Genomic DNA, 25,284 nt, shown 5'->3' with positions numbered 1-25,284 from the left:
TGGCGCTCAAAAGGCGCGGCGCCCGTCGCCCACGGGTCCTGCGCGCCAGCGCTGCATCAGCGCGTCCCAGCGCGGCTCCACGGCCTTGAGGTGGCGCAGCTTCACGTGGCCGAAGCCGCGGATGTCCTCCGGCAGCCGCGCGATCTCCACCGCCTGCGTGCGGTTGGTTGCGGCGAGCGTCTTCAGCAGCTCGGTGACGGTGGACTCGTAGCGGGCGATGAGCGCGCGCTCCGTGCGACGCTCCTCGGTGCGGCCGAAGACGTCAAGCGCCGTGCCGCGCAGGCTCTTGAGCCTGGCCAGGAGGCCGAAGGCCGTGCGCATCCAGGGGCCGTAAGGGCGCTTCACCAGCTCGCCCTTCTCGTTGGTTTTTGCCAGCAGCGGCGGCGCCAGGTGGTGCACGAGCTTGTAGTCGCCCTCGAACATCGCGTCGATCTTGGCCGTGAAGGCCGCGTCGGTGTGCAGCCGCGCGACTTCGTACTCGTCCTTGTAGGCCATCAACTTGAAGAGGTAGCGCGCCACGGCCTCGGCCAGCGGCGTGCCCCCGCCCAGCGGCGCTTCGGCCGCGCGCACCTTCTCCACGAAGCCGGCGTAGCGCTGCGCGTAGGCAGCGTCCTGGTAGCCGGTGAGGAAGGCCACGCGAGTTTGGAGCAGCTCGTCCAGCGACGGCTTCCTGGCGAACTGGATCACCTGCTGCGCCTTGAAGAGGGCGGTGACCGAGGCCAGGTCGTGGGCGCAGCGCCGACCCCATTCGAACGCGGCCTTGTTGTTCTCGACCTGCACGCCGTTGAGCTCGATGGCGCGCAGGATGGCGGCCAGGCTCAGCGGGATGCGCCCCTGCTGCCAGGCGTAGCCCATCATCAGCGGGTTGGTGTAGATGCTGTCGCCGAGCAGCTGCTCGGCCACCTGCTCGGCATCGAAGGCGCCCACCAGGCCCTCGCCGACGGTGGCGCGCAGCACGGTCTCGCAGTTGCTGCCGGGAAACTGCCAGTCCGGGTTCTTCACGAAGCCGGCTGTCGGCGTGCCGTGGGTGTTGAGCGCCACGTAGGTGCGGCCGTGCTGCATCACCGTGAGGGTGTACTTGCTGGCGCCGACGATGCTGTCGCAGGCGATCACGAGGTCGGCCTGTGCGGTGTCGACCTTGGTGGTGTGGATGGCGTCGGAGCGGTTGGCGATCTGGATGTGGCTCCAGGTGGCGCCGCCCTTCTGCGCCAGGCCACCGGCGTCCTGCGTGACCACACCCCGGCCCTCGAGGTGTGCAGCCATGCCCAGGATCTGGCCGATGGTGATGACGCCGGTGCCGCCGACGCCGCCCACCACGATGCCCCATGCGCGCTCGCTGCCACCCACGGACAGCGGCAGCGCCGGCTCGGGCAGTGCCGGCAGGCCGTCGAGCGTGCCCTTCTTCTCTTTCCTGGGCTTCTTCAGCTGCCCGCCCTCGACGGTGACGAAGCTCGGGCAGAAGCCCTTGACGCAGGAGAAGTCCTTGTTGCAGGAGTTCTGGTTGATGCGTCTCTTGCGACCGAACTCGGTGTCCAGCGGCTCCACGCTCAGGCAATTGCTTTGCACCGAGCAATCACCGCAGCCCTCGCAGACCAGCTCGTTGATGACGACGCGCTTGGCCGGGTCGACCATCTTGCCGCGCTTCCTGCGGCGGCGCTTCTCGGTGGCGCAAGTCTGGTCGTAGATCAGCACCGTCGTGCCGGGGACCTCGCGCAGCTCGCGCTGGATGCGGTCGAGCTCGTCGCGGTGGTGCACGGTGACGCCGGCCTCCAGCGCCGCGCCCTGGTACTTGGCCGGTTCGTCGGTGACGATCACGAGCTTCTTCACGCCCTCGCTGACCAGGCTCTTCTGGATCTGCAGCACGCTGTGGCCCTCGGGCCGCTCGCCCACCTGCTGACCGCCGGTCATGGCCACCGCGTCGTTGTAGAGCAGCTTGTAGGTGATGTTCACGCCGGCCGCGATGCTCTGGCGGATGGCCAGGTGGCCGCTGTGGAAGTAGGTGCCGTCGCCGAGGTTGGCAAACACGTGGTTCTCGGTCGTGAACGGCGCCTGGCCGACCCAGGGCACACCCTCGCCACCCATCTGCGTGAAGGTGCTGGTGCTGCGGTCCATCCACACGGCCATGTAGTGGCAGCCGATGCCGGCCACGGCGCGGCTGCCCTCGGGCACGCGCGTGCTGGTGTTGTGAGGGCAGCCGCTGCAGAACCAGGGAGCGCGGTCGCCGGTGTCGGTCTTGAGCACGGCGAGCTCGCGCGCGCGTGCGTCGAGCACCGTCAGGCGCTGTGCCATGCGGCGCTCGATGTCTTCCGGCACGCCGAGCTTCTTGAGTCGCCTGGCCAGGGCCTTGGCGATGATCGCGGGCGAGAGATCGGCCTTGGCGCGCAGCAGCCCGTTCTCGCTCGGGTTGGGCATGCTCCATTCGCCGCCAGTGGCGTCCCCCTCGGGTTCGTCGAACTTACCCAGCACGTTGGGGCGCACGTCGGGGCGCCAGTTGTAGAGCTCTTCCTTGAGCTGGTACTCGATGACCTGGCGCTTTTCCTCCACCACCAGGATCTCCTGCAGGCCCGTGGCGAAGTCGCGCGTGATGGTGGCCTCCAGCGGCCACACCACGTTCACCTTGTGCAGGCGTATGCCGAGGGCGCGGCAAGTGGAGTCGTCAAGGCCCAGGTCGGCCAGCGCCTGGCGCGTGTCGTTGTAGGCCTTGCCGCTGGCGATGATGCCGAAGCGGTCGCGGTCCGTGCGGATGACGTCGTGGTTGAGCCGGTTGGCGCGCACATAGGCGAGCGCGGCGTACCACTTGTAGTCCATCAGCCGCGCCTCCTGCTCCAGCGGCGCGTCGGGCCAGCGGATGTGCAGGCCGCCCGGCGGCATCGCGAAGTCCTCCGGCAGCACGAGCTTCACGCGCTCGGGGTCGACGACGACGCTGGCGCTGCTCTCGACCACCTCCTGGATGGTCTTCATGCCGCTCCATAGGCCCGAGAACCGGCTCATGGCGATGGCGTGCAAGCCCATGTCGAGGATGTCCTGCACGCCGCTCGGAAAGAACACCGGCAGGCCGCAGGCCTTGAAGATGTGGTCGCTCTGATGCGCTGCGGTGCTGCTTTTGGCCACGTGGTCGTCGCCGGCAATGGCGATGACGCCGCCGTGGCGGCTGGTGCCGGCCATGTTGGCGTGCTTGAAGACGTCGGAGCAACGGTCCACGCCCGGGCCCTTGCCGTACCAGATACCGAAGACGCCGTCGTACTTCTTCGTCTGCGGGTACAGGTCGAGCTGCTGGGTGCCCCACACGGCCGTGGCGCCAAGCTCCTCGTTCACGCCGGGCTGGAAGACGACGTGGTGCTGCGCCAGGTGCTTCTTGGCGGCCATCAGCGCCTGGTCATAGCCCCCGAGCGGGCTGCCGCGGTAGCCGCTCACGAAGCCGGCGGTGTTCAGGCCGGCCAGCACGTCGCGCTGGCGCTGCAGCATCGGCAGCCGCACCAGCGCCTGCACGCCGCTCATGAAGGCGCGGCCGCTGGCCAGGCTGTACTTGTCGTCGAGCGTGGCGGCCTGCAGGGCCTTGCGGACGTGTTCGGGCAAGGGAGCGTTCATGCGTGCGTCTCCACGCCCGGGGGTGGTGCCGGGGTGTTCCAGCAGCTCCGGGCCTGCGCGGCAGTGTAGGCAGATCGGTCGCACATGTCCTTGCGTTTTTCCCCCGCGGCTGGGCCTTGTGCGCAAGCTTTATGCTTCGTTGCAGCCCCAGGAGGAGCCATGACGCCGAAGAAGCCGAAATTGGGGGTAACCCTTGCCGCAACCGAGGTTGGCGTGGACGAGCCGGGCGCGACCCTCGACCGCTACGACCTGGCCATCCTGGCCGAGCTGCAGGCCGAGGCTCGGCTGACCAACGCCGAGCTCGCCGCCCGCATCGGCCTGAGCGCCGCGCCCACCTGGCGACGCGTGAAGTGGCTCGAGGAGCAGGGCTACATCACCGGCTACCGTGCCGAGCTCGACCGGCGCAAACTCGGCCTGGGCGTGCTGGCCTTTGTGCGGCTGGACTGCGAGCGCAACAACAGTGAGAGCACGCGCGCGCTCGAAGACGCCATCCGCGCGCGGCCCGAGGTGCTGGGCTGTCACTACATCAGCGGCACCGGCACCTTCGAGCTGCACGTGGTGGCCACCGATCTCGACGCTTTCTCGCGCCTGGCGCTGGATGTGCTGTTCAAGCTGCCCAACGTGAAGGACCTGCACACCCGCTTCAGCCTCGGCGAGGTCAAGACCGGCGGCGCGCTGCCCTTGCAGCACTTGCGGCCATCGGCCTGAACGCCGGGGCGCCGCACCGCGCCGCGGTGCTACGCTCGCCGCCCGCCATGAAGCCGCTGCTGGACGCCCTCCTGACCACTGACCCGGTGCAACGCGTGCGGCTGGCGCAGGCGGGGCTTGCGCTGGTGCTGATGGCCACCGGCGTGGTGGCCATGCACTACTTCGCTGCCGTCGGCGTGGCGCCGGTGCGGCCCGTGGCCCTGTGGTCGGCGGTCACGCTGGGCGGCATGCTGGCGTTCTTCGTGCTCATCCGCAGCGGGCTGTCGCGGCGCTGGGCAGAGCCATCGCTGACAGTGCCGCAGATCCTGTTCGCGCTCTCCAGTGGCGCTGTGGCCTACACGCTGCTCGGCGCGGGCCGGGGCGCGGTCTTCCCGGTGGTGATGGTGGTGCTGATGTTCGGCATGTTCGTCGTGTCGCCGCGGCAGATGCGCTGGCTCAGCGTGTACGCCGTGCTGCTGTTCGGCAGCGCGATGGCGGTGATGACGGTGACGCAGCCGCGGCTGTACCCGCTGGTCATCGAGGTTGGCCACTTCCTGCTGGTGGCCACGATGATGCCGGCGGTGTCGCTGCTGGCCGGGCGGCTGTCGCGCATCCGTCACCGCGCGCGGCAGCAACGGGCCGAGCTGGCGCAGGCGCTGGCGAGGCTGCGCGAGTCGGCCACGCGTGACGAGCTCACCGGCCTCATCAACCGGCGCCACATGCTCGGGCTCATGGCTCAGGAGCACCAGCGCTGCATCCGCAGCGGCCAGAGCTTCTGCCTGGCCTTGCTCGACATCGACCGCTTCAAGCCGGTGAACGAGGCCCACGGCTATGCGGTGGGCGACACCGTGCTCTCGGCGCTGGCCCAGGAGGCGCAGCGCCAGGTGCGGGTGTCGGACGTGCTGGCGCGCTGGGGTGGGGATAAGCTGCTGTTGATGATGAGCGACACCCGCGCCGCGCTGGCCCGTGGCGGCCTGGAGCGCTTGCAATGGCGGCTCGAGGCGCTGCGCATCGTCCACGGTGCGGCCACCGTGGGCGTGACGCTCTCAGCGGGACTGGCCGAGCACATGGCGGGCGAGCCGATGGAGCGCACGCTCGAACGGACCGCCGCCGCGCTGGCCGAAGCCAAGGCGCAGGGCAGCGGCCGCATCGTCGTTTCAGCCTGACGCCGTCCACGCATCGCGACCGCCATGTGGCTGCTGATCCTGGAGGCGCTGATCGCGCTCTCGCTGCTGCTGTTCGCCGTCTGGTGGACGATGTTCTCGGGCCGCAAGCGCCGCGACGATGAGGACGAGCCGCCGGCCCCGCCGCCCCGTTGACGCCGTCAGTGCAGCGCGTTCGGGTGCACCAGCGTGAACTCGGGCACCGGGACGTCGAAGGGGTGGGCGTCCTCGCTCATGCAGAAGAAGGTTCCGCGCATCGTGCCGTGCGGCGTGTCGATGCGGGTCCAGCTGGTGTATTCGAACTGCTCGCCGGGCTTGAGCAGCGGCTGGCGGCCGACCACAGCCAGGCCGCGCACCTCCTCGGCTTGGCCGCGGGCGTTGGTGATGACCCACTGCCTCGCCACCAGCTGCGCGGCGACGGCGCCGCTGTTGCGGATGGTGACCGTGTAGGCAAACGCGTAGGGACCGTCAGGCTCCTGCGACTGCTCGGGCAGGTACTGCACGCGCACGCTGCAGCTGAACACGGCGCGGGCGCGGGGGGCTTTGATCATGGCGCGATTCTAGGAAGCCCCTCCTAGAATGCCCGACATGCCCCGCCACCGCATCGCCCCAAGCCTGCTCAGTGCCGACTTCGCCCGTCTCGGCGAGGAGGTTCGCGCCGTGATCGAGGCCGGGGCCGATTGGATCCACTTCGACGTGATGGACAACCATTACGTGCCCAATCTCAGCTTCGGGCCCATGGTGTGCCAGGCGCTGCGCGCCCACACGGCGGTGCCGATCGACGTGCACCTGATGGTGCAGCCAGTGGATGCGCTGGCCCAGGCCTTCTGCAGGGCCGGCGCCGACATCGTGACCTTCCACCCCGATGCCAGCACGCACGTCGACCGCACGCTGCAGTTGATCAAGGCCGAGGGCCGTCAGTGCGGGCTGGTGTTCAACCCGGCCACGCCGCTGGACGTGCTGGAGTGGACGATCGACCGGCTCGATGTGATCCTGCTGATGAGCGTCAACCCCGGCTTCGGCGGCCAGGGCTTCATCGAGCACACCCTGCGCAAGTGCGAGCAGGCCCGCAAGCTGATCGACCAGTCCGGCCGCGACATCCGGCTCGAGGTCGACGGCGGCATCAAGGTCGACAACATCCGCCGTGTAGCCGCTGCCGGCGCCGACACCTTCGTCGCGGGCAGTGCCATCTTCGACCAGCCCAGCTACAAGGCGGTGATCGACGCGATGCGCGCCGAGCTGGCGCGCTGACGAGGCCGGAACACCGGTCTAGAGCCTGTCGATGCGCCGTGCCAGCACCACGTGCGTGGTCGTCTTGAGCACGCCCTCGAAGCCGCCGATCTCGTCGAGCAGGGCGTCCAGGCGCGTCGTGCTGTCGGCGCGCAGCAGGGCGAGGTAGTCGAACTCGCCGCTGACGCTGCTGAGCTGGCGCAGCTCGGGCAGCGTGGCGAGCCGCGCTGTCACGCCGGCACCGCTGCGCGGCGAGACGCTGATGCCGACGTAGGCCTCGACGCCGGCACCGTCGCCGTCATGGGCCAGGCGCACGGTGTAGCCGATGATCACGCCCTGGCGCTCGAGCCTGGCCACGCGCGCCAGCACCGTGGTTCGGGCGACGCCGAGCCGGCGCGCAAGATCGGCTGCGGACGCCCTGGCGTCGCCTTGAAGCAGGGCGATCAGGCGGCGGTCAAGGTCGTCGATCCGCATCGTGTCAGATCTGCCACAGAGCGGGAAGCTCGGGAGGGAGCGCGTTTCCGGCATGGAATACATTCGCGGCTCCACCGCAACTGCACGGCCTCGCCCGGAGCGCAGTCGCGTTTCGCCGAGGCGCCGCAGAGCGCCCCGTTTCCTTTCAGGGGGAGACTCGACCGGTAAACATCCAGGGGCCTCATGTGAAGACGCGCACCGTCACCATCTTCAGCGGTCATGTGTTCGAGGTGCCGCAGAGCATCCAGCGCATCGACCACCGCGCCACCCACGGCTGGCAACTCCGCTATGGTGGCACCAAGCTCTACTCGGACCATACCAACGACGGCAGCGGTGCCGCCCAGTCCTTGCGGCTGGCCACCAAGGAGCTGCTCAAACGCATTGCCGAACTGCCGGCCCCGTCTTTGCTGCAGCGGGGCCCCAGTGTCAACAAGCGCAGCGCCCTGCCGGTGGGCATCTCCGGTCCTATCGTGCGACAACGGCTGGGTTCCGACCTGCGTGACTGCAGCCTCGCGGTGCTGATCCCGCGCTTTGGCCGCACGCCGCAGCGCAAGAGCGTCTACATCGGCACGGAGAACACCTACACCCAGAAGCGCTTCAAGGACGCGCTGAAAGAAGCCTTGCTGCTGCGCCAGCAGGCCGTGGAGGCCTACGAGGCCGACGCCACGAAGGCGCGCCGTGCCGAGGCCCGCGAGTACCGCAAGAAGCTCAAGGCCGAAGGCTTGCTGTAGAGGGTGACGATTCGTCGGGTGCATCTCGTCGATTCGATGAAGAACCCCGTTGTTTCGACGATCGTACCGTTTCTTTCGACATGAACGCTGCCTAGACTGCCCGGCAGTTCCGGCTCGTTCACCTCGGAGGAAACCATGCGCATCACCCTGCTCGGCGCCGGCCACATCGGCCAGACCATCACCCGGCTTCTTCACGGCAGCGGCGATTACGCCGTCACGGTGGTGGACCGCAGTGCCGCGGCGCTGGCCAGGATCAGCGCCGATCCAGGCTGCGCGGGTGTGGCCACGCGCAGGGCCGACACCGCCGACGTGGACGGCGTGCGGGCCGTGCTGAGCGGGCAGGACGCGGTCGTCAACGCACTGCCCTACCACTTGGCCACCACCGCGGCCACCGCTGCGCGCCAGGCCGGCGTGCACTACTTCGACCTCACCGAAGACGTGGCCGCCACGCGCGCCATCCAGCAGCTGGCCGACGGCGCGCCCACGGCCTTCATGCCGCAGTGCGGTCTGGCGCCAGGCTTCATCGGCATCGTCGCCCACCACCTCGCGCAGGGCTTCGACACCCTGCACGAGGTGAAGATGCGGGTCGGCGCGCTGCCGGCCTTCCCGACCAACTCCCTCAAGTACAACCTCACCTGGAGCGTCGACGGCCTCATCAACGAGTACTGCCACCCCTGCGAGGCCATCCGCGGTGGCCGCAACATCGAGGTGCTGCCGCTGGAGGGCCTGGAGCACTTCAGCCTCGACGGCACCGAGTACGAGGCCTTCAACACCAGCGGCGGCCTGGGCACCCTGTGCGACACGCTGGCCGGCCGCGTGCAGACGCTCGACTACAAGAGCGTGCGCTACCCCGGGCACCGCGACCTGATGAAGATGCTGCTCGAAGAGCTGCAGCTCAGCCAGGACACCGAGACGCTGAAGGCCATCCTGCGCAAGAGCATCCCCAGCACCATGCAGGATGTCGTGCTGGTGTTCGTCACCGTCAGCGGACTGCGCGGCGGCAGCCTGGTGCAGGAGGTGTTCGCGCGCAAGATCTTCGCCGACCGCTCCGACACGGCGCCGCTGTCGGCCATCCAGATCACCACCGCCGCCGGCATCTGCGCGGCGGTCGACCTGTTCCGCGAAGGCAGGCTGCCGCATCAGGGCTTCATCCGCCAGGAGCAGGTGGCGCTGCCGGACTTCCTGGCCAACCGTTTCGGTGCGGCCTACCAGCAGAGCCGGCAGGTCGAGAGCATCGGCTAAACTGAATTCGTGTTGTTTCTCATGTTCGCCCTCGTCAAGACAGCGGCCAAGCGCACCGGCTCCAGCAGCCGGGGAGCCTGGCCCTGGCGCCGCTCGGTCTGACCCTGCCGATGCCGCCGGGTCTGCTGCAGGCCCCATAACGACGAGAGTTGCCGACATGATCACCGAACTCGAGTTCCAGAGCCACGCCCGCCAGGGCTGCAACCGGATCCCGCTCATCCAGGAAGCCTTTGCCGACCTGGAGACGCCGCTGTCGCTCTACCTCAAGTTGGCCGGCGGTGCCCGACACAGCTTCCTGCTCGAAAGCGTGGTGGGCGGCGAACGCTTCGGGCGCTACAGCTTCATCGGCCTGCCGGCGCGCACGCTGCTGCGCGCCACCGGGCGCGTGTGCGAAGTCGTGACCGACGGCGCCGTCGTCGAACGGCACGAAGGCAACGCGCTCGAGTTCGTCGAGCGCTGGCAGGAGCGGCTCAAGCCGGCCATCGCCGCCGGCCTGCCGCGCTTCTGCGGTGGGCTGGCCGGGTACTTCGGCTACGACACCGTGCGTCACATCGAGCCGAAGCTGGCCAAAGTGCACAAGCCCGGCGGCATCGGCACGCCCGACCTGCAGCTGCTGCTCACGGAAGAGGTGGCGGTGATCGACAACCTGTCGGGGCGCCTGTATCTCATCGTCTGGGCCGACCCCGGCCAGCCCGAGGCCTACCACCGCGCGCGCCGCCGCCTGGGCGAGCTGGCCGACCGGCTGCGCTACAGCGTCACGGCGCCGGCCGTGAAGCGTGGCGCCTCGTACGCGGTCGAGCGCGAGACCTCGAAAGAGCAACTCATGCAGGCCGTGGAGCGCGCCAAGGCCTACATCGCGGCAGGCGACTGCATGCAGGTCGTCATCGGCCAGCGCCTGAAGAAGCGCTACACCGAGAGCCCGCTGTCGCTGTACCGCGCGCTGCGCTCGCTGAACCCGTCGCCCTACATGTACTACTACGACATGGGCGACTTCCACATCGTCGGCGCCAGCCCCGAGATCCTGGTGCGCGAGGAGCGCGCGCCCGAGTCCGCCGGCGGCGGCCGCAAGGTGACCATCCGCCCGCTGGCCGGCACGCGCCCGCGCGGCGCCACCCCCGAAGAGGACGCGCGACTGGAGGCCGAACTGCGCGCCGACCAGAAGGAGCGCGCCGAGCACCTGATGCTGATCGACCTGGCGCGCAACGACATCGGCCGCATCGCCGTCACCGGCAGCGTCAAGGTGACCGAGGCCTTCGAGGTGGAGCGCTACTCGCACGTCATGCACATCGTCAGCAACGTCGAGGGCCGGCTCAAGCCGGGTGTGGGCCAGCTCGACGTGCTGCGCGCCACTTTCCCGGCCGGCACGCTCAGCGGCGCGCCCAAGGTGCGGGCCATGGAGCTCATCGACGAGCTCGAGCCGGTGCAGCGCGGCATCTACGGCGGCGCCTGCGGCTACGTCAGCTTTGCCGGCGACATGGACCTGGCGATCGCCATCCGCACCGGCATCGTCAAGGACCATACCCTGTATGTGCAGGCCGCGGCCGGCGTGGTGGCCGACTCGGTGCCTGAGCTGGAGTGGAAGGAAACCGAGCACAAGGCGCGCGCGCTGATCCGCGCCGCGGAGTTGGTCGAGGAGGGGTTCTGATGCCCCCACGCTCACTGAGTTCGCTGCCCCCCGAGGGGGCGCAGGCCCCCCTTGGGGCTGCCCGACGGGGGGCCCGGCCATGCTGCTGATGATCGACAACTACGACAGCTTCACCTTCAACCTGGTGCAGTACTTCGGCGAGCTCGGCCAGGAGGTTCGCGTGTTCCGCAACGACGAGATCACCGTCGACGGCATCGCGGCGCTCAAGCCCGACCATCTCGTGCTCTCGCCCGGCCCCTGCAGCCCGGCCGAGGCCGGCATCTGCATCGAGGCCATCCGCCACTTCGCCGGCCGGTTGCCGCTCTTGGGGGTGTGCCTGGGCCACCAGGCCATCGGCGCGGCGCTGGGCGGCCGGGTCGTGCGCGCGCAGGTGCCGATGCACGGCAAGGCCAGCACCATCCGCACCGACGGGCAGGGCGTGTTCACCGGGCTGCCGGAGCACTTCGAGGTCATCCGCTACCACTCGCTGGCCATCGAGCGCGTGTCGCTGCCCCAGGATCTGCTCGTCACGGCCGAGTCCGACGACGGCGAGATCATGGGCCTGCGCCACCGAGGCCTGCCGGTGGAGGGCGTGCAGTTCCACCCCGAGAGCATCCTCAGCGAACACGGCCACACGATGCTGAAGAACTTCCTGGAGCACGTGCGGTGAAGCCCATCGACCTGCGCAGCGACACTGTCACGCGGCCCACGCCGGCCATGCGCGACACGATGGCCCGCGCCGAGCTCGGCGACGACGTGTTTGGCGACGACCCCAGCGTCAACGCGCTGCAGGCGCGCATCGCGGCGCTGCTCGGCAAGGAGGCGGCCCTTTTCTTGCCCACCGGCACCATGAGCAACCTCTGCGGCCTGATGGCGCACTGCCAGCGCGGCGACGAATACCTCGTTGGCCAGCTGGCCCACACCTACCGCTGGGAGGGCGGCGGCGCCGCGGTGCTGGGCAGCATCCAGCCGCAGCCGCTGGCGCAGCAGGCCGACGGGTCCATCCCGCTGGCCGACATCGAGGCCAACATCAAGCCCGATGACGCTCACTTCGCGCGTTCTCGCCTGTTGACGCTGGAGAACACCTGGGGCGGCCAGATCCTGCCGCAGGCCTACGTCGAGCAGGCCTGCGCGTTGGTGCACGGCCGCGGCCTGGCCACGCACCTGGACGGCGCGCGCCTGTTCAACGCCGCGGTGGCCAGCGGCCGGCCCGTGGCCGAGCTGGCGGCGCCTTTCGACAGCGTCTCGGTGTGCTTCAGCAAGGGGCTGGGCACGCCGGCGGGCTCGGCACTGGTGGGCTCGCGCGAGCTCGTCGATCGCGCCCACCGCGTGCGCAAGATGCTCGGCGGCGGCCTGCGCCAGGCCGGCGTGCTGGCCGCGGCGGCGCTGCATGCGCTGGAGCACCATGTCGAGCGTCTCGCCGAAGACCACGCGAACGCGCGGCGGCTCGCCGAGGGCCTGCAGGGCCTGGACGGCGTGAGCGTGGCGACGCCGCAGACCAACATCTTGTTCGTCGACGTGGCGCCGGCCAAGGCCGCGGGATTGGTGGAGCGCCTCAGGGCCGCAGGCGTGCTTTGCACGGGCCTGTACCGCATCCGCCTGGTCACGCACCTGGACGTGAGCCGGGAGGACATCGAACGCGCCCTGCCCATCATCCGCGCCGCGCTGCACTGAGGAGCCAGCCCCATGAGCATCACCGACACCGAGGCGCTCACGCGCGTCATCGAGCACCGCGAGATCTTCCACGACGAGATGCTGGCGCTGATGCGCCGCATCATGAGCGGCGAGATGAGCCCGGTGATGATTGCCGCACTGTCGATGGGCCTGCGCGTGAAGAAGGAGACCGTGGGCGAGATCGCCGCCGCGGCCCAGGTGATGCGCGAGTTCGCCACCCCCGTGCCGGTGGCCGACCGCACGGGCCTGGTCGACATCGTCGGCACCGGCGGCGACAGCTCGCACACCTTCAACATCAGCACCGCCAGCATGTTCGTGGCCGCCGCCGCGGGCGCGCGCGTGGCCAAGCACGCCGGCCGCAGCGTCAGCAGCACCAGCGGCTCGGCCGACGTGGTCGAGGCGCTGGGCGCCCACATCATGCTGATGCCTGAGCAGGTGGCCGAGTGCCTGGCCGAGACCGGCATCGCCTACATGTTCGCGCCCAACCACCACGCGGCCATGAAGCACGCGGCGCCGGTGCGCAAGGAGCTGGGCGTGCGCACCTTCTTCAACATCCTGGGCCCGCTCACCAACCCCGCGGGCGCGCCCAACCAGCTGCTCGGCGTCTTCCATCCCGATCTCGTGGGCATCCAGGTTCGCGTGCTGCAGCGCCTGGGCAGCGAGCACGTGATGGTGGTCTACGGCATGAACGGCATGGACGAGATCTCGCTGTCGGGCGAGACGATGGTGGGCGAGCTCAAGGATGGCAGCGTGCGCGAGTACACCGTGCACCCCAGCGACTTCGGCCTGCCGGTCTACGACAGCCGCGTGCTCAAGGTGGCCAACAAGGAGGAGAGCGTGGCCTGCATCCAGCGCGCGCTGGCCAACGAGGAGGGTCCGGTGCGCGACATCGTGCTGCTCAACGCTGGGGCTGCGCTGTATTGCGCCGGCACGGCGGCCAGCGTCACCGAAGGCGTGAAGCGCGCGCGCGAGGCGGTGGCCTCGGGCCAGGCCAGGGCCAGGCTCAGCCAGTTCGTGGCCTGCACGCAGCGCCTGCGGCCGGCGGCCTGATGCGCCGGACGCCAGCATGAAGACCGAATTGGCATTGCCGCAACTGGTGGCCGCGGCGCAGCGCCAGGCCGTGCTGACGCTGGCACGCTTGGAGCCGCACCCGACCGGCGCCGTGCTCGGCCTGGCCGGCACGGCGCTCGGCGTGCTGGCCTACCGCAGCGACTGGGCCTGGCGCGACACCCTGGCCGCCTTGGCCATGGCCGCGGTGCTCGCGGGCCTGGTGCTGCACGGTCTGTGGCGGCGCCCGGGTGCGGGCTGGCGCGTGGACTTCGCCGCTCGCCGCGTCGAACCGATGGGGCAGCGCGGCGAGGCCGTCGTGCTGGACGGCGACGGCTGGAGCATCGCGACGGCCGCGGGCGAGCGCCGCACGCATGTGGCCATCGACCTGCGCCACCGCCAGCGTGGCCGTGTCGCCCGGCTGCTCGACCGCCCAGCGCGCGGCCCGACGCCCATCGCGCAGATCAGCGCGCTGGCCGACGTGTTGGCCCAGCGGCTCGGCGTCGAGCGCACGGGCCCGCGCGTCTGAAGGCCGCCGGCGACAATCGCCCCATGTCCGACATCCTGCAGCGCATCGTCGAGGTCAAGCACGCCGAGATCGCGGCTGCCCTGGCCGCCCAGCCGCTGGCCGACTGGCGCTCCCGGGCCGAGGCCGCCGCCCGCGCGGGGGGTGAGCGCGGCTTCGCCGCGGCGCTGCGCGCCCGCGTGGGCGCAGGGCGGCCTGCGGTCATCGCCGAGGTCAAGAAGGCCAGCCCGAGCAAGGGCGTGTTGCGCGAGCACTTCGTGCCGGCCGAGATCGCCGCCTCCTACGCGGCGGGCGGCGCCGCGTGCCTGAGCGTGCTCACCGACGAGCGCCATTTCCAGGGCTCGGCGGCCTTCCTCGAGCAGGCGCGCGCCGCCTGCGCACTGCCGGTGCTGCGCAAGGATTTCATGGTCCACGAACTGCAGGTCTACGAGGCGCGCATCTGGCAGGCCGACTGCATCCTGCTGATTGCCGCCTGCCTCGACGACGCCCGGATGGCCGAGCTCGAAGCCTGCGCCCACGCGCTGGGCCTGGACGTGCTGGTGGAGGTCCACGACGAGGCCGAGCTGGCGCGCGCGCTGCGGCTGAAGACACCGCTGGTGGGCATCAACAACCGCAATCTCAAGACCTTCGAGGTCTCGCTGCAGACGACGCTGGACCTGCAGGCCCGGGTGCCTGACGACCGCTTGCTCGTCACCGAGAGCGGCATCCTTGCCCCGGCCGACGTGCGCCGCATGCGCGAGGCGGGTGTCCAGGCCTTCCTCGTCGGCGAGGCCCTCATGCGCGCGCCCGATCCGGGCGCCGCGCTCTCCGCGTTGTTCGCCTGACGCGGCCATGGCGGCCGGCCACCCGCTGCGGGGCTCGCTCGCCGCCCGGCTGACGGGCTCGCTGGCGTTCTACGGCGATTGGGCGCCGCTGCTGCAGCGCTGGCGCGACAGCGACGCGGGCCGCAGCACGCTGTCCGCCGTCGACGCCCGCATCGCCGCCGGTGCCGTGGTCTACCCGGCGGATCCGCTGGCGGCACTGCAGCTCACGCCCTGCGCCGCAACCCGGGTGCTGATTCTGGGGCAGGATCCGTACCATGGGCCGGGCCAGGCCGAGGGCCTGGCGTTTTCGGTGCCCCCGGACTGCCGCGTGCCGCCGAGCTTGCGCAACATCCATGCCGAACTCCAGCGCGATCTGGGGCTGGCACCACCCGGGCACGGCTCGCTGCGTGCCTGGGCGGAACAGGGTGTGCTGCTGCTGAACACCACGCTGACGGTCGAGGAAGGCCGGGCCGGGAGCCATGCCGCATTGGGTTGGCAATCGCTTACTTCTATGATATGCCAGGCTTTGCTGGAGCGTGGCCGGTCCCTCGTGGTGCTGTTGTGGGGCGCTCACGCGCAGCAGCACTGGACCCGGGCCTGCCCGACCGAACGCCGGACGGTGGTGACGCTGTTTGCAAACCACCCCTCGCCCCTGGCGGCGCGGCGGCCGCCGCAGCCCTTTGTGGGCTGCGGGCACTTCGGCCAGGCGAACCGCCTTCTGCAGGCGGCAGGGCAGCCGCCCGTGCGCTGGGCGCTGCCGCCGGCTGCTTGACCGCAGCACCGGCATGCTATAGTCACGGGCTCTCCGGAGGGGTGCCCGAGTGGCTAAAGGGGGCAGACTGTAAATCTGTTGGCTTACGCCTACGCTGGTTCGAATCCAGCCTCCTCCACCAGAGAGTCCCGGTCGCGCCGGTCTCGTTCTGGCGGCGTCGCGGGAGTAGTTCAATGGCAGAACCTTAGCCTTCCAAGCTAATGACGCGGGTTCGATTCCCGTCTCCCGCTCCAGGAGCTTTGGTCCACGCAGCGTTTCTCAAGTCGTCGTTACGGGCCTGCCGGTCACATGGCCGCGCACCCCAGGCCGACAGGCCCGTGACGATGCCCATGTGGCTCAGTGGTAGAGCACTCCCTTGGTAAGGGAGAGGTCGCGGGTCCGATTCCCGCCATGGGCACCAGTTTCCTGCTTCCGCAGTTTTTCTTCTCTCGTTCGGTTTTCAGCCAGGAGCTCCAGACATGGCCAAGGGTAAGTTCGAGCGCACCAAGCCCCACGTGAACGTGGGCACGATCGGTCACGTGGACCACGGCAAGACGACGCTGACGGCGGCGATCACGACGGTTTTGGCGAGCAAGTTTGGCGGCGAGGCCAAGGCCTACGACCAGATTGATGCGGCGCCGGAGGAGAAGGCGCGGGGGATCACGATCAACACGGCGCACGTGGAGTACGAGACGGCCAACCGTCACTACGCGCACGTGGATTGCCCGGGGCACGCCGACTACGTGAAGAACATGATCACGGGCGCGGCGCAGATGGACGGTGCGATCCTGGTGTGCTCGGCCGCTGACGGCCCGATGCCGCAGACGCGGGAGCACATCCTGCTGGCGCGCCAGGTGGGCGTGAAGTACATCATCGTGTTCCTGAACAAGTGCGACATGGTCGACGACGCGGAGCTGCTGGAGCTCGTCGAGATGGAAGTGCGCGAGCTGCTGTCCAAGTACGATTTTCCGGGTGACGACACGCCGATCGTCAAGGGCAGCGCCAAGCTGGCGATGGAAGGCGACAAGGGCGAGCTCGGCGAAGGCGCCATCATGCGGCTGGCCGACGCGCTGGACAGTTACATCCCGACGCCGGACCGTGCGATTGACGGCGCGTTCCTGATGCCGGTGGAGGACGTGTTCTCGATCTCGGGTCGTGGCACGGTGGTCACGGGTCGGGTGGAGCGCGGCGTGATCAAGGTTGGCGAGGAAATCGAGATCGTGGGCATCAAGCCGACGCTGAAGACGACGTGCACGGGCGTGGAGATGTTCCGCAAGCTGCTGGACCAGGGGCAGGCTGGGGACAACGTGGGCATCCTGCTGCGCGGCACCAAGCGTGAAGAGGTGGAGCGGGGTCAGGTGCTGTGCAAGCCGGGCAGCATCAAGCCGCACACGCATTTCACGGCCGAGATCTACGTGCTCTCCAAAGAAGAGGGCGGCCGGCACACGCCGTTCTTCAACAACTACCGTCCGCAGTTCTACTTCCGCACGACGGACGTGACGGGGGCGGTGGAGCTGCCGAAGGACAAGGAGATGGTGATGCCGGGCGACAACGTGGCCATCACGGTCAAGCTGATCGCGCCGATCGCCATGGAAGAGGGCCTGCGCTTTGCCATCCGCGAGGGTGGCCGCACGGTGGGCTCGGGCGTCGTGGCCAAGATCATCGAATAAGGGCCCACGTTTTCCGCAGGGGTGTAGCTCAATTGGTAGAGCGCCGGTTTCCAAAACCGAAGGTCGGGGGTTCGATTCCCTCCGCCCCTGCCACCTGAACCAGGGCCGCCGGACACCCGTCCGAGCCCACCAACCCGCAAGGCCCGCGCCCTGCGGGTTTTGCGCCTGATGCAAGGCACCGATCGCGGGCGCTGACGAGAACCGTTTCCATGTCCACCCAAACCGAAGTCGAAACCGTCTCCACGGGCGCCGACAAGGCCAAGCTCGCGGCCGCCGCCGTGCTGCTCGTTGGCTCGATCGGCGCCTTCTACGGCCTTGCGCAGCAAAGCCTGTGGGTGCGCGTGGTCGCGTTGCTGGTGCTGCTGGCTGCTGCGGTGGCGGTGTTCTTCACCTCCGAGAGCGGCAAGCAACTCGCCGCCTTCGGCCGCGACGCCGTCCGCGAGACCAAGAAGGTCGTCTGGCCCACCCGCAAGGAGGCCCTGCAGATGACGGGCTACGTGTTCGCATTCGTGTTCGTGATGGCCCTGTTCCTGTGGCTGACCGACAAGACGCTGGAGTGGGTGCTCTATGGCCTGATCCTCGGCTGGCGCAACTGAGTCCGGTGCAACGAGAAGAGACGACGATGACCGAGTCCCACGAAGCCCCCGCCACGGCGCCGGCCGCCGCCAGCAACAAGCGCTGGTACATCGTGCACGCCTACTCCGGCATGGAGAAGGCCGTCGAGCGCAACCTGCGCGAGCGCATCGACCGCGCCGGCATGCAGGACAAGTTCGGCCGCATCCTGGTGCCCACCGAAGAAGTGGTGGAGCTCAAGAACGGCAAGAAGACGGTCACCGAGCGCCGCATCTATCCGGGTTACGTGCTCGTCGAGATGGAGATGGCCGATGAGTCCTGGCACCTCGTGAAGCACACGAACAAGGTCACAGGCTTCATCGGCGGTGCCAAGAACCGCCCGGCGCCGATTTCGGACGCCGAGGTGGCGAAGATCGTCAACCAGATGCAGGAAGGCGTGGACAAGCCCAAGCCCAAGGTCGAGTGGACCGTGGGCGAGCTGGTGCGCGTCAAGGAAGGCCCCTTCACCGACTTCAATGGTGCGGTCGAAGAGGTCAACTACGAGAAGAGCAAGGTCAAGGTCAGCGTCACGATCTTCGGCCGCGCCACCGGCGTGGAGCTCGACTTCGCGCAGGTCGAGAAGGTTTGAGTTTTCAACGGACGAGGAGCCGCGGCGGGATGGGCCCGCAACGGCGTTCGCACTCGGTATAGGAGCCAGTCATGGCAAAGAAGATCGTCGGCTTCATCAAGCTGCAAGTCCCGGCGGGCAAGGCGAACCCCTCGCCCCCGATCGGCCCCGCGCTCGGCCAGCGTGGCCTGAACATCATGGAGTTCTGCAAGGCGTTCAACGCGCAGACGCAGCAGGGTTACGAGATCGGCATGAAGCTGCCGGTGGTCATCACCGCCTTCGCCGACAAGAGCTTCACCTTCATCATCAAGTCGCCGCCCGCGACCGCGCTGCTGAAGAAGGCCGCCAAGATCGAGAAGGGTTCCGGCAAGGCGCACCTCGACAAGGTTGGCAAGGTCACGCGCGAGCAGCTCGAAGAGATCGCCAAGATCAAGATGAAGGACCTGAACGCCGCCAACCTCGAAGGCGCCGTGAAGATCATTGCGGGCTCGGCCCGTTCCATCGGCATCGTCGTCGAAGGAGTCTGACGCCATGACCAAGCTCACCAAGAAGGCCAAGGCCCAGCAGGGCAAGGTCGACAGCACCAAGCTGTACCCGCTGGACGCCGCGCTGGCGCTCGTGAAGGAGCACGCCACCGCCAAGTTCGATGAGTCCATCGACGTGGCCGTGCAACTGGGCATCGACGCCAAGAAGTCCGACCAGGTCGTGCGTGGCGCCGTCGTCATGCCCGCCGGCACCGGCAAGACCAAGCGTGTGGCCGTGTTTGCCCAGGGTGCCAAGGCCGAGGAGGCCAAGGCCGCCGGCGCCGACATCGTCGGCATGGACGATCTGGCCGCCGAGATCAAGGCCGGCAACATGAACTTCGACGTCGTCATCGCGTCGCCCGACACGATGCGCGTCGTCGGTACGCTGGGTCAGATCCTCGGCCCGCGCGGCCTGATGCCGAACCCGAAGGTCGGCACCGTGACGCCCGACGTCGCGCAAGCCGTGCGCAACGCCAAGGCCGGCCAGGTGCAGTTCCGCGTCGACAAGGCGGGCATCGTGCACGGCACGATCGGCCGCCGCAGTTTCGACGCCGACAAACTGACCTCCAACCTGCGCGCCCTGATCGACGCGCTGAACAAGGCCAAGCCGGCCAGCAGCAAGGGCATCTACCTGCGCAAGGTTGCTGTGTCGTCGACGATGGGCGTGGGGGTCCGCGTGGACACCCAGACCATCGCCGCGCAGGCCTGACGAGAACAACCCGGCCGGTGCGCCCGCAAGGCGCACAGGTCGGCAAGGAGTGGTGGGCCGCAGCCTCGCGAGGGACTGCGGGTCATCCAAGACCGCTGGTGGCGGGCCCTGCGAGGGGCCTTCCTTAATCTCCAGCGCAGATGGCGGTCCCGCCGTGAAGAGGCTGTTGAACGTGGTTCGAGAACCTGTGAACGGATGGCTGCTGAAACCGGTGTGCGGCAAGGGTGGCGACACCCAGGCTGCACGTTTTTGTGTGAGGAGCAGACCTTGAGTCTCAATCGCAACGAGAAGGCGGCCGTGATCACGGACGTGACGGCGCAGGCCGCACGTGCCCAGACCCTGGCATTGGCCGAGTACCGTGGCCTCACCGTGGAAAACCTGAACAAGCTGCGCGTCGATGCGCGGTCCAAGGGTGTGTACCTTCACGTGCTGAAGAACACCCTGGCCCGTCGCGCCGTCGCCGGCACGCCGTTCGAGGTGGCCCAGGGTGCCATGGTCGGGCCGCTGATCTACGGCTTTTCCGAAGACGCCGTGGCCGCGGCGAAAGTCATTGCCGACTTTGCCAAGACCAACGACAAGCTGGTCGTCAAGGGCGGCGCCTATGCCGGCAAGGCGCTGAATGCGGACGGTGTGAAGGCCCTGGCCTCCATCCCGAGCCGCGAAGTGCTGATCGCCCAGGTGGCGGGCCTGCTGAAGTCGCCCATCCAGCGCATGGCGGGCGTGCTGGCGGCCGTGGCCGAGAAGAAGGGCGGCGGTGCGGAAGCCGCCGTCGAGGCGCCGGCCGCCTGAGGCCGGATCGCACCAACCGTTCAATCAATCAACGTTTCACAGGATCACAAAATGGCATTCGACAAAGACGCTTTCCTGGCCGCGATGGACAGCATGACCGTCATGGAACTCAATGACCTGGTCAAGGCCATCGAAGAGAAGTTCGGCGTGTCCGCCGCCGCCATGGCCGCCCCGGTGGCCGGTGGTGGTGGCGCCGCTGCCGCCCCGGTCGAGGAGAAGACCGAGTTCAACGTGATGCTGCTCGAAGCCGGTGCCAACAAGGTCGGCGTCATCAAGGCGGTGCGTGAGCTCACGGGCCTGGGCCTGAAGGAAGCCAAGGACCTGGTCGACGGCGCGCCCAAGGCCGTGAAGGAAGGCATCGCCAAGGCCGACGCCGAGGCCGCCCTCAAGAAGCTGGTGGAAGCCGGCGCCAAGGCGGAAGTGAAGTAACACCCCCGAAGCGCCTGCGGCGCTCCCCCTCAAGGGGGCGCCGCCAGTGGCCCGGCAAAGCCGGATCCACGGCGGCCGCTTGGTGCGGCCCAGGCCTTTCGAGAGCAGCGTGTAACCCGGCTGCGCCGGGTTACACAGTGTTCTCTGAATCGACTGCAGGGAACGGGTTTGGTCGGACTCCGGTGCAACGCCGGGGTTGTCCGCCAGCGGCAGGTAGTGGCCTGCCACCAAGCCTCGAACGCAATGTTCGAGTCGCCAGTCGCCGGTGGGCTTGCGTCTAGGCCAGACGCACGCCCTCGACACGGAGAGTTCAATGGCGCAAGCAACCCCCTACACCTACACCGAGCGCAAGCGCATCCGCAAGAGCTTCGGCAAGCGCGCGAGCGTGCTCAAGGTGCCGTACCTGCTCACCATGCAGAGCGACAGCTACGTCGCCTTCCTGCAGAAGGACGTGCCTGCGGCCAAGCGCAAGCCCGAGGGTCTTCAGGCTGCGTTCCTCTCCGCGTTCCCGATCACGAGCCACAACGGCTTCGTGGAGATGAAGTTCATCGAATACAACATCGCACGCCCGGCGTTCGATGTGCGCGAGTGCCAGCAGCGCGGGCTGACCTTTGCCGCCGCCGTGCGCGCCAAGCTGCAGATGATCATCTACGACCGTGAATCGCACCCGGCGAAGGCGGTCAAGGAGATCAAGGAGCAAGAGGTCTACATGGGCGAAGTGCCGCTCATGACGGACTACGGCTCCTTCATCGTCAACGGCACCGAGCGTGTCATCGTCAGCCAGCTGCACCGCAGCCCCGGCGTGTTCTTCGAGCACGACAAGGGCAAGACGCACAGCTCGGGCAAGCTGCTGTTCAGCGCGCGGATCATTCCGTATCGCGGCTCGTGGCTGGACTTCGAGTTCGACCCGAAGGACATCCTCTATTTCCGCGTCGACCGCCGCCGCAAGATGCCGGTGTCGATCCTGCTCAAGGCGATCGGCCTGAACCCCGAGTCGATCCTGGCGCACTTCTTCGTCAACGACAACTTCCGCCTGATGGACACGGGCGCGCAGCTGGAGTTCGTGCCCGAGCGCCTCAAGGGCGAGGTCGCCCGCTTTGACCTGACCGACAAGAACGGCAACGTCATCGTCGAGAAGGACAAGCGCATCACCGCCCGCCACGTGCGCACGCTGGAGCAGGCCGACACCAAGTGGCTGAGCGTGCCGGAAGACTTCCTCGTCGGCCGCGTGCTGGCCAAGAACGTGGTCGATGGCGATACCGGCGAGATCGTCGCCAAGGCCAACGAGGAGCTCACCGACAGCCTGCTGAAGAAGCTGCGCGCGGCAGGAATCCAGTCGATCCCGTGCATCTACACGAACGAGCTCAATCAGGGCGCCTACATCAGCCAGACGCTGGCGTCCGACGAGACGGCCGATCAGCTGGCGGCCCGGGTGGCCATCTACCGCATGATGCGCCCCGGTGAGCCGCCGACCGAAGACGCCGTGGAGGCCCTCTTCCACCGCCTCTTCTACAGCGCCGACACCTACGACCTGAGCCGCGTCGGCCGCATGAAGTTCAACGCGCGTGTCGGTCGTGACACGCCCGAAGGCTCGATGACGCTGTCCAACGACGACATCCTCGACGTCGTGAAGATCCTTGTCGATCTGCGCAACGGCAACGGCGACGTCGACGACATCGACCACCTCGGCAACCGCCGTGTGCGTTGCGTGGGTGAGCTGGCCGAGAACCAGTATCGCAGTGGTCTGGCGCGCATCGAGAAGGCCGTCAAGGAACGCCTGGGGCAGGCCGAGACCGAGGCCCTGATGCCTCATGACCTCATCAACTCCAAGCCGATCAGCGCCGCGCTAAAGGAGTTCTTCGGCGCGAGCCAGCTCAGCCAGTTCATGGACCAGACCAACCCGCTGAGCGAGATCACGCACAAGCGGCGCGTCTCCGCCCTGGGCCCGGGTGGCCTGACACGGGAGCGCGCCGGCTTCGAGGTCCGCGACGTGCACCCCACGCACTACGGCCGTGTCTGCCCGATCGAGACGCCGGAAGGCCCGAACATCGGTCTGATCAACTCGCTGGCCCTGTTCGCGCAGCTCAACGAGTACGGCTTCCTGGAGACGCCCTACCGGCGCGTGATGGATGGCAAGGTCACGAACCAGATCGACTACCTCTCGGCGATCGAAGAAGGCAAGTACGTCATCGCCCAGGCCAACGCCGGCCTCGACAAGGACGGCAAGCTGATCGACGAGCTCGTCAGCGCCCGGGAGAAGGGCGAGTCGGTGCTGCTGAGCCCCGAGCGCGTGCAGTACATGGACGTCGCACCGGCGCAGATCGTGTCGGTGGCGGCCTCGCTCGTGCCCTTCCTGGAGCACGACGACGCCAACCGCGCGCTGATGGGCGCCAACATGCAACGTCAGGCTGTGCCGACGCTGCGCCCCGAGAAGGCGCTGGTGGGCACGGGCGTGGAGCGCGTGGCCGCGGTCGACTCGGGCACCGTGGTCACGGCGCGCCGCGGCGGCGTGGTGGACTATGTGGACACCAACCGCATCGTGATCCGCGTGAACGACGCGGAGACGGTGGCCGGCGAGGTCGGCGTCGACATCTACAACCTCATCAAGTACCAGCGCTCCAACCAGGACACCAACATCCACCAGCGCCCGATCGTCGAGCGCGGCGACGCGCTGGCCAAGGGCGACGTGATCGCCGACGGCGCCAGCACCGACCTGGGCGAGCTCGCACTCGGCCAGAACATGCTGGTGGCCTTCATGCCCTGGAACGGCTACAACTTCGAGGACTCCATCCTCATCTCCGAGCGCGTCGTCGCCGACGACCGCTACACCAGCATCCACATCGAGGAGCTGGTGGTGATGGCCCGCGACACCAAGCTGGGCAGCGAGGAGATCACCCGCGACATCCCGAATCTGAGCGAGCAGCAACTGGCCCGCCTGGACGAGTCGGGCATCGTCTACATCGGCGCCGAGGTCAACCCCGGCGACGTGCTGGTGGGCAAGGTCACGCCCAAGGGCGAGACCACGCTGACGCCGGAAGAGAAGCTGCTGCGTGCCATCTTCGGCGAGAAGGCGTCCGACGTGAAGGACACCAGCCTGCGCGTCGACCAGGGCACCAGCGGCACCGTGATCGACGTGCAGGTCTACACCCGCGAGGGCATCCAGCGCGACAAGCGCGCGCAACAGATCATCGATGACGAGCTCAAGCGCTTCCGCCTTGACTTGAACGACCAGCTGCGCATCGTTGAGGCCGACGCCTTCGACCGCATCGAGAAGCTGCTGGTGGGCAAGCCGGCCAACGGCGGCCCGAACAAGATCGCCAAGGGCACGACGATCACCGAGGAGTACCTGGCCAGCATCGACAGGTACCACTGGTTCGACATCCGCCCGGCCGACGACGACGTGGCCAACCAGCTCGAAAGCATCAAGAACGCCAACGAGCAGACCCGCCACTCCTTCGACCTCGCCTTCGAGGAGAAGCGCAAGAAGCTGACGCAGGGCGACGAACTGCCTGCCGGCGTGCTGAAGATGGTGAAGGTCTACCTCGCCGTCAAGCGCCGCCTGCAACCTGGCGACAAGATGGCCGGCCGCCACGGCAACAAGGGTGTGGTGTCGAAGATCGTCGCCGTCGAAGACATGCCCTACATGGCCGACGGCACACCGTGCGACATCGTGCTCAACCCTCTGGGCGTGCCCTCGCGGATGAACGTGGGCCAGGTTCTTGAGGTGCACCTGGGCTGGGCCGGCAAGGGCATCGGCCAGCGCATTGGCGACATGCTCCAGCAGCAGGCCAAGGTGGCGGAGCTGCGCAGGTTCTTCGATGAGCTCTACAACAAGAGCGGCGGCAAGGGCGAGCGCCTTGAGGAGCTGTCGGATGCGCAGGTTCTCGAGATGGCGCACAACCTTCAGCACGGCGTGCCCTTCGCCACCCCGGTGTTCGACGGTGCGGCCGAACAGGAGATCCGAGCCATGCTCAAGCTCGCCTACCCGGAGGAGCTGCGCGTGCGCAAGGGCCTCACCGAGAGCCGCACGCAGGCCGTCCTGCACGACGGCCGCACGGGCGACGCCTTTGAACGCCCGGTCACCGTGGGCTACATGCACGTGCTCAAGCTGCACCACCTCGTCGACGACAAGATGCACGCCCGCTCCACCGGCCCCTACAGCCTGGTGACCCAGCAGCCGCTGGGCGGCAAGGCGCAGTTCGGCGGGCAGCGCTTCGGCGAGATGGAGGTCTGGGCGCTCGAGGCCTACGGCGCCAGCTACATCCTTCAGGAGATGCTGACGGTGAAGTCCGACGACGTGAACGGCCGCACCAAGGTGTACGAAAGCATTGTCAAGGGCGAGCACGCCATCGAAGCCGGCATGCCGGAGTCGTTCAACGTCCTGGTCAAGGAGATCCGCTCCCTTGGCATCGACATTGAACTCGAGCGCAACTAATCAGGAAG

The 25,284-nt window shown here is 68.3% G+C and carries 23 protein-coding genes and 4 tRNA genes; 24 read left to right on the top strand and 3 right to left on the bottom strand.

The features are described from left to right. Nucleotides 1-6: 6 nt before the first annotated feature. Nucleotides 7-3,588: an indolepyruvate ferredoxin oxidoreductase family protein gene (locus KA711_03770; GenBank protein MCM0608097.1), complete on the bottom strand. Its 3,582-nt coding sequence runs from the start codon at nt 3,586-3,588 to the stop codon at nt 7-9. Between the two features lie 159 nt (nt 3,589-3,747). Between KA711_03770 and KA711_03765 the strand changes: the two genes are divergently transcribed. Both KA711_03765 and KA711_03760 read left to right on the top strand, forming a co-directional pair. Further along, the gene (locus KA711_03765) at nt 3,748-4,296 is read left to right on the top strand and encodes an Lrp/AsnC family transcriptional regulator (protein ID MCM0608096.1); all 549 of its coding nucleotides are present in this window, start codon (nt 3,748-3,750) and stop codon (nt 4,294-4,296) included. 47 nt (nt 4,297-4,343) lie between these two features. Beyond that, nucleotides 4,344-5,441 carry a sensor domain-containing diguanylate cyclase gene (locus tag KA711_03760; GenBank protein ID MCM0608095.1) on the top strand — a complete coding sequence of 366 codons (1,098 nt, stop codon included), beginning with the start codon at nt 4,344-4,346 and terminating at the stop codon, nt 5,439-5,441. Nucleotides 5,442-5,599: 158 nt separating this feature from the next. Here the strand turns inward: KA711_03760 and apaG are convergent, their stop codons facing one another. Then, nucleotides 5,600-5,989, bottom strand: a complete 390-nt coding sequence (gene apaG / locus KA711_03755; protein MCM0608094.1) for a Co2+/Mg2+ efflux protein ApaG — start codon at nt 5,987-5,989, stop codon at nt 5,600-5,602. Nucleotides 5,990-6,026: 37 nt separating this feature from the next. Here apaG and rpe point away from each other — a divergent pair, with 37 nt between their 5' ends. After that, nucleotides 6,027-6,689 carry a ribulose-phosphate 3-epimerase gene (gene rpe / locus KA711_03750; GenBank protein MCM0608093.1) on the top strand — a complete coding sequence of 221 codons (663 nt, stop codon included), beginning with the start codon at nt 6,027-6,029 and terminating at the stop codon, nt 6,687-6,689. An 18-nt stretch (nt 6,690-6,707) separates the two neighbouring features. Here rpe and KA711_03745 read toward each other — a convergent pair whose 3' ends face one another. Then, on the bottom strand, nt 6,708-7,142 hold the full coding sequence (locus KA711_03745) for an Lrp/AsnC family transcriptional regulator (protein MCM0608092.1): 435 nt from the start codon (nt 7,140-7,142) through the stop codon (nt 6,708-6,710). A gap of 185 nt (nt 7,143-7,327) precedes the next feature. Here KA711_03745 and KA711_03740 point away from each other — a divergent pair, with 185 nt between their 5' ends. From KA711_03740 to rpoB, 21 genes are all read left to right on the top strand, one after another. Then, nucleotides 7,328-7,873 (top strand): hypothetical protein, encoded by a 546-nt coding sequence (locus KA711_03740; GenBank protein MCM0608091.1) that lies wholly within the window; start codon nt 7,328-7,330, stop codon nt 7,871-7,873. 135 nt (nt 7,874-8,008) lie between these two features. Continuing rightward, nucleotides 8,009-9,115: a saccharopine dehydrogenase NADP-binding domain-containing protein gene (locus KA711_03735; GenBank protein MCM0608090.1), complete on the top strand. Its 1,107-nt coding sequence runs from the start codon at nt 8,009-8,011 to the stop codon at nt 9,113-9,115. Between the two features lie 157 nt (nt 9,116-9,272). Beyond that, on the top strand, nt 9,273-10,760 hold the full coding sequence (locus tag KA711_03730; GenBank protein MCM0608089.1) for an anthranilate synthase component I: 1,488 nt from the start codon (nt 9,273-9,275) through the stop codon (nt 10,758-10,760). 79 nt (nt 10,761-10,839) lie between these two features. Then, nucleotides 10,840-11,409 carry an aminodeoxychorismate/anthranilate synthase component II gene (locus KA711_03725; GenBank protein ID MCM0608088.1) on the top strand — a complete coding sequence of 190 codons (570 nt, stop codon included), beginning with the start codon at nt 10,840-10,842 and terminating at the stop codon, nt 11,407-11,409. Further along, the gene (gene ltaE / locus KA711_03720; GenBank protein ID MCM0608087.1) at nt 11,406-12,413 is read left to right on the top strand and encodes a low-specificity L-threonine aldolase; all 1,008 of its coding nucleotides are present in this window, start codon (nt 11,406-11,408) and stop codon (nt 12,411-12,413) included. Before KA711_03725 ends, ltaE begins: the two co-directional genes overlap by 4 nt. Nucleotides 12,414-12,425: 12 nt before the next feature. Further along, complete coding sequence (trpD, locus tag KA711_03715; protein ID MCM0608086.1) at nt 12,426-13,463, top strand: anthranilate phosphoribosyltransferase; 1,038 nt, start codon at nt 12,426-12,428, stop codon at nt 13,461-13,463. 16 nt (nt 13,464-13,479) lie between these two features. Beyond that, nucleotides 13,480-13,989, top strand: coding sequence for a hypothetical protein (locus KA711_03710; GenBank protein ID MCM0608085.1), 510 nt, complete (start codon nt 13,480-13,482; stop codon nt 13,987-13,989). A gap of 23 nt (nt 13,990-14,012) precedes the next feature. Then, complete coding sequence (gene trpC / locus KA711_03705; GenBank protein ID MCM0608084.1) at nt 14,013-14,810, top strand: indole-3-glycerol phosphate synthase TrpC; 798 nt, start codon at nt 14,013-14,015, stop codon at nt 14,808-14,810. 7 nt (nt 14,811-14,817) lie between these two features. Beyond that, a complete protein-coding gene (locus tag KA711_03700) occupies nt 14,818-15,561 on the top strand; it encodes a uracil-DNA glycosylase (protein ID MCM0608083.1) in 744 nt (247 codons plus the stop codon). 35 nt (nt 15,562-15,596) lie between these two features. Beyond that, nucleotides 15,597-15,682: transfer RNA gene (locus KA711_03695), tRNA-Tyr, on the top strand. A gap of 38 nt (nt 15,683-15,720) precedes the next feature. Continuing rightward, nucleotides 15,721-15,794, top strand: a tRNA-Gly gene (locus KA711_03690). A 92-nt stretch (nt 15,795-15,886) separates the two neighbouring features. After that, nucleotides 15,887-15,961 (top strand) — tRNA-Thr (locus KA711_03685). A 58-nt stretch (nt 15,962-16,019) separates the two neighbouring features. Further along, nucleotides 16,020-17,210 carry an elongation factor Tu gene (gene tuf, locus KA711_03680; protein ID MCM0608082.1) on the top strand — a complete coding sequence of 397 codons (1,191 nt, stop codon included), beginning with the start codon at nt 16,020-16,022 and terminating at the stop codon, nt 17,208-17,210. Nucleotides 17,211-17,227: 17 nt separating this feature from the next. Further along, a tRNA-Trp gene (locus KA711_03675) sits at nt 17,228-17,303 on the top strand. 116 nt (nt 17,304-17,419) lie between these two features. Then, nucleotides 17,420-17,806: a preprotein translocase subunit SecE gene (gene secE / locus KA711_03670; protein ID MCM0608081.1), complete on the top strand. Its 387-nt coding sequence runs from the start codon at nt 17,420-17,422 to the stop codon at nt 17,804-17,806. A gap of 26 nt (nt 17,807-17,832) precedes the next feature. Further along, nucleotides 17,833-18,411 carry a transcription termination/antitermination protein NusG gene (nusG, locus tag KA711_03665; protein ID MCM0608080.1) on the top strand — a complete coding sequence of 193 codons (579 nt, stop codon included), beginning with the start codon at nt 17,833-17,835 and terminating at the stop codon, nt 18,409-18,411. Nucleotides 18,412-18,482: 71 nt separating this feature from the next. Continuing rightward, complete coding sequence (rplK, locus tag KA711_03660) at nt 18,483-18,917, top strand: 50S ribosomal protein L11 (GenBank protein ID MCM0608079.1); 435 nt, start codon at nt 18,483-18,485, stop codon at nt 18,915-18,917. A 4-nt stretch (nt 18,918-18,921) separates the two neighbouring features. Then, nucleotides 18,922-19,623: a 50S ribosomal protein L1 gene (gene rplA, locus KA711_03655; protein MCM0608078.1), complete on the top strand. Its 702-nt coding sequence runs from the start codon at nt 18,922-18,924 to the stop codon at nt 19,621-19,623. A gap of 267 nt (nt 19,624-19,890) precedes the next feature. Then, nucleotides 19,891-20,412, top strand: coding sequence for a 50S ribosomal protein L10 (gene rplJ / locus KA711_03650; protein MCM0608077.1), 522 nt, complete (start codon nt 19,891-19,893; stop codon nt 20,410-20,412). A gap of 51 nt (nt 20,413-20,463) precedes the next feature. Next, nucleotides 20,464-20,841, top strand: coding sequence for a 50S ribosomal protein L7/L12 (gene rplL / locus KA711_03645; GenBank protein ID MCM0608076.1), 378 nt, complete (start codon nt 20,464-20,466; stop codon nt 20,839-20,841). Between the two features lie 313 nt (nt 20,842-21,154). Next, nucleotides 21,155-25,276 (top strand): DNA-directed RNA polymerase subunit beta, encoded by a 4,122-nt coding sequence (rpoB, locus tag KA711_03640; protein ID MCM0608075.1) that lies wholly within the window; start codon nt 21,155-21,157, stop codon nt 25,274-25,276. The last annotated feature ends 8 nt before the right edge of the window (nt 25,277-25,284 follow it).

The organism is Ideonella sp. WA131b (genome assembly GCA_023657425.1).
Taxonomy (GTDB): domain Bacteria; phylum Pseudomonadota; class Gammaproteobacteria; order Burkholderiales; family Burkholderiaceae_C; genus Rubrivivax.
This window is presented reverse-complemented; position numbering and strand designations above follow the sequence as displayed.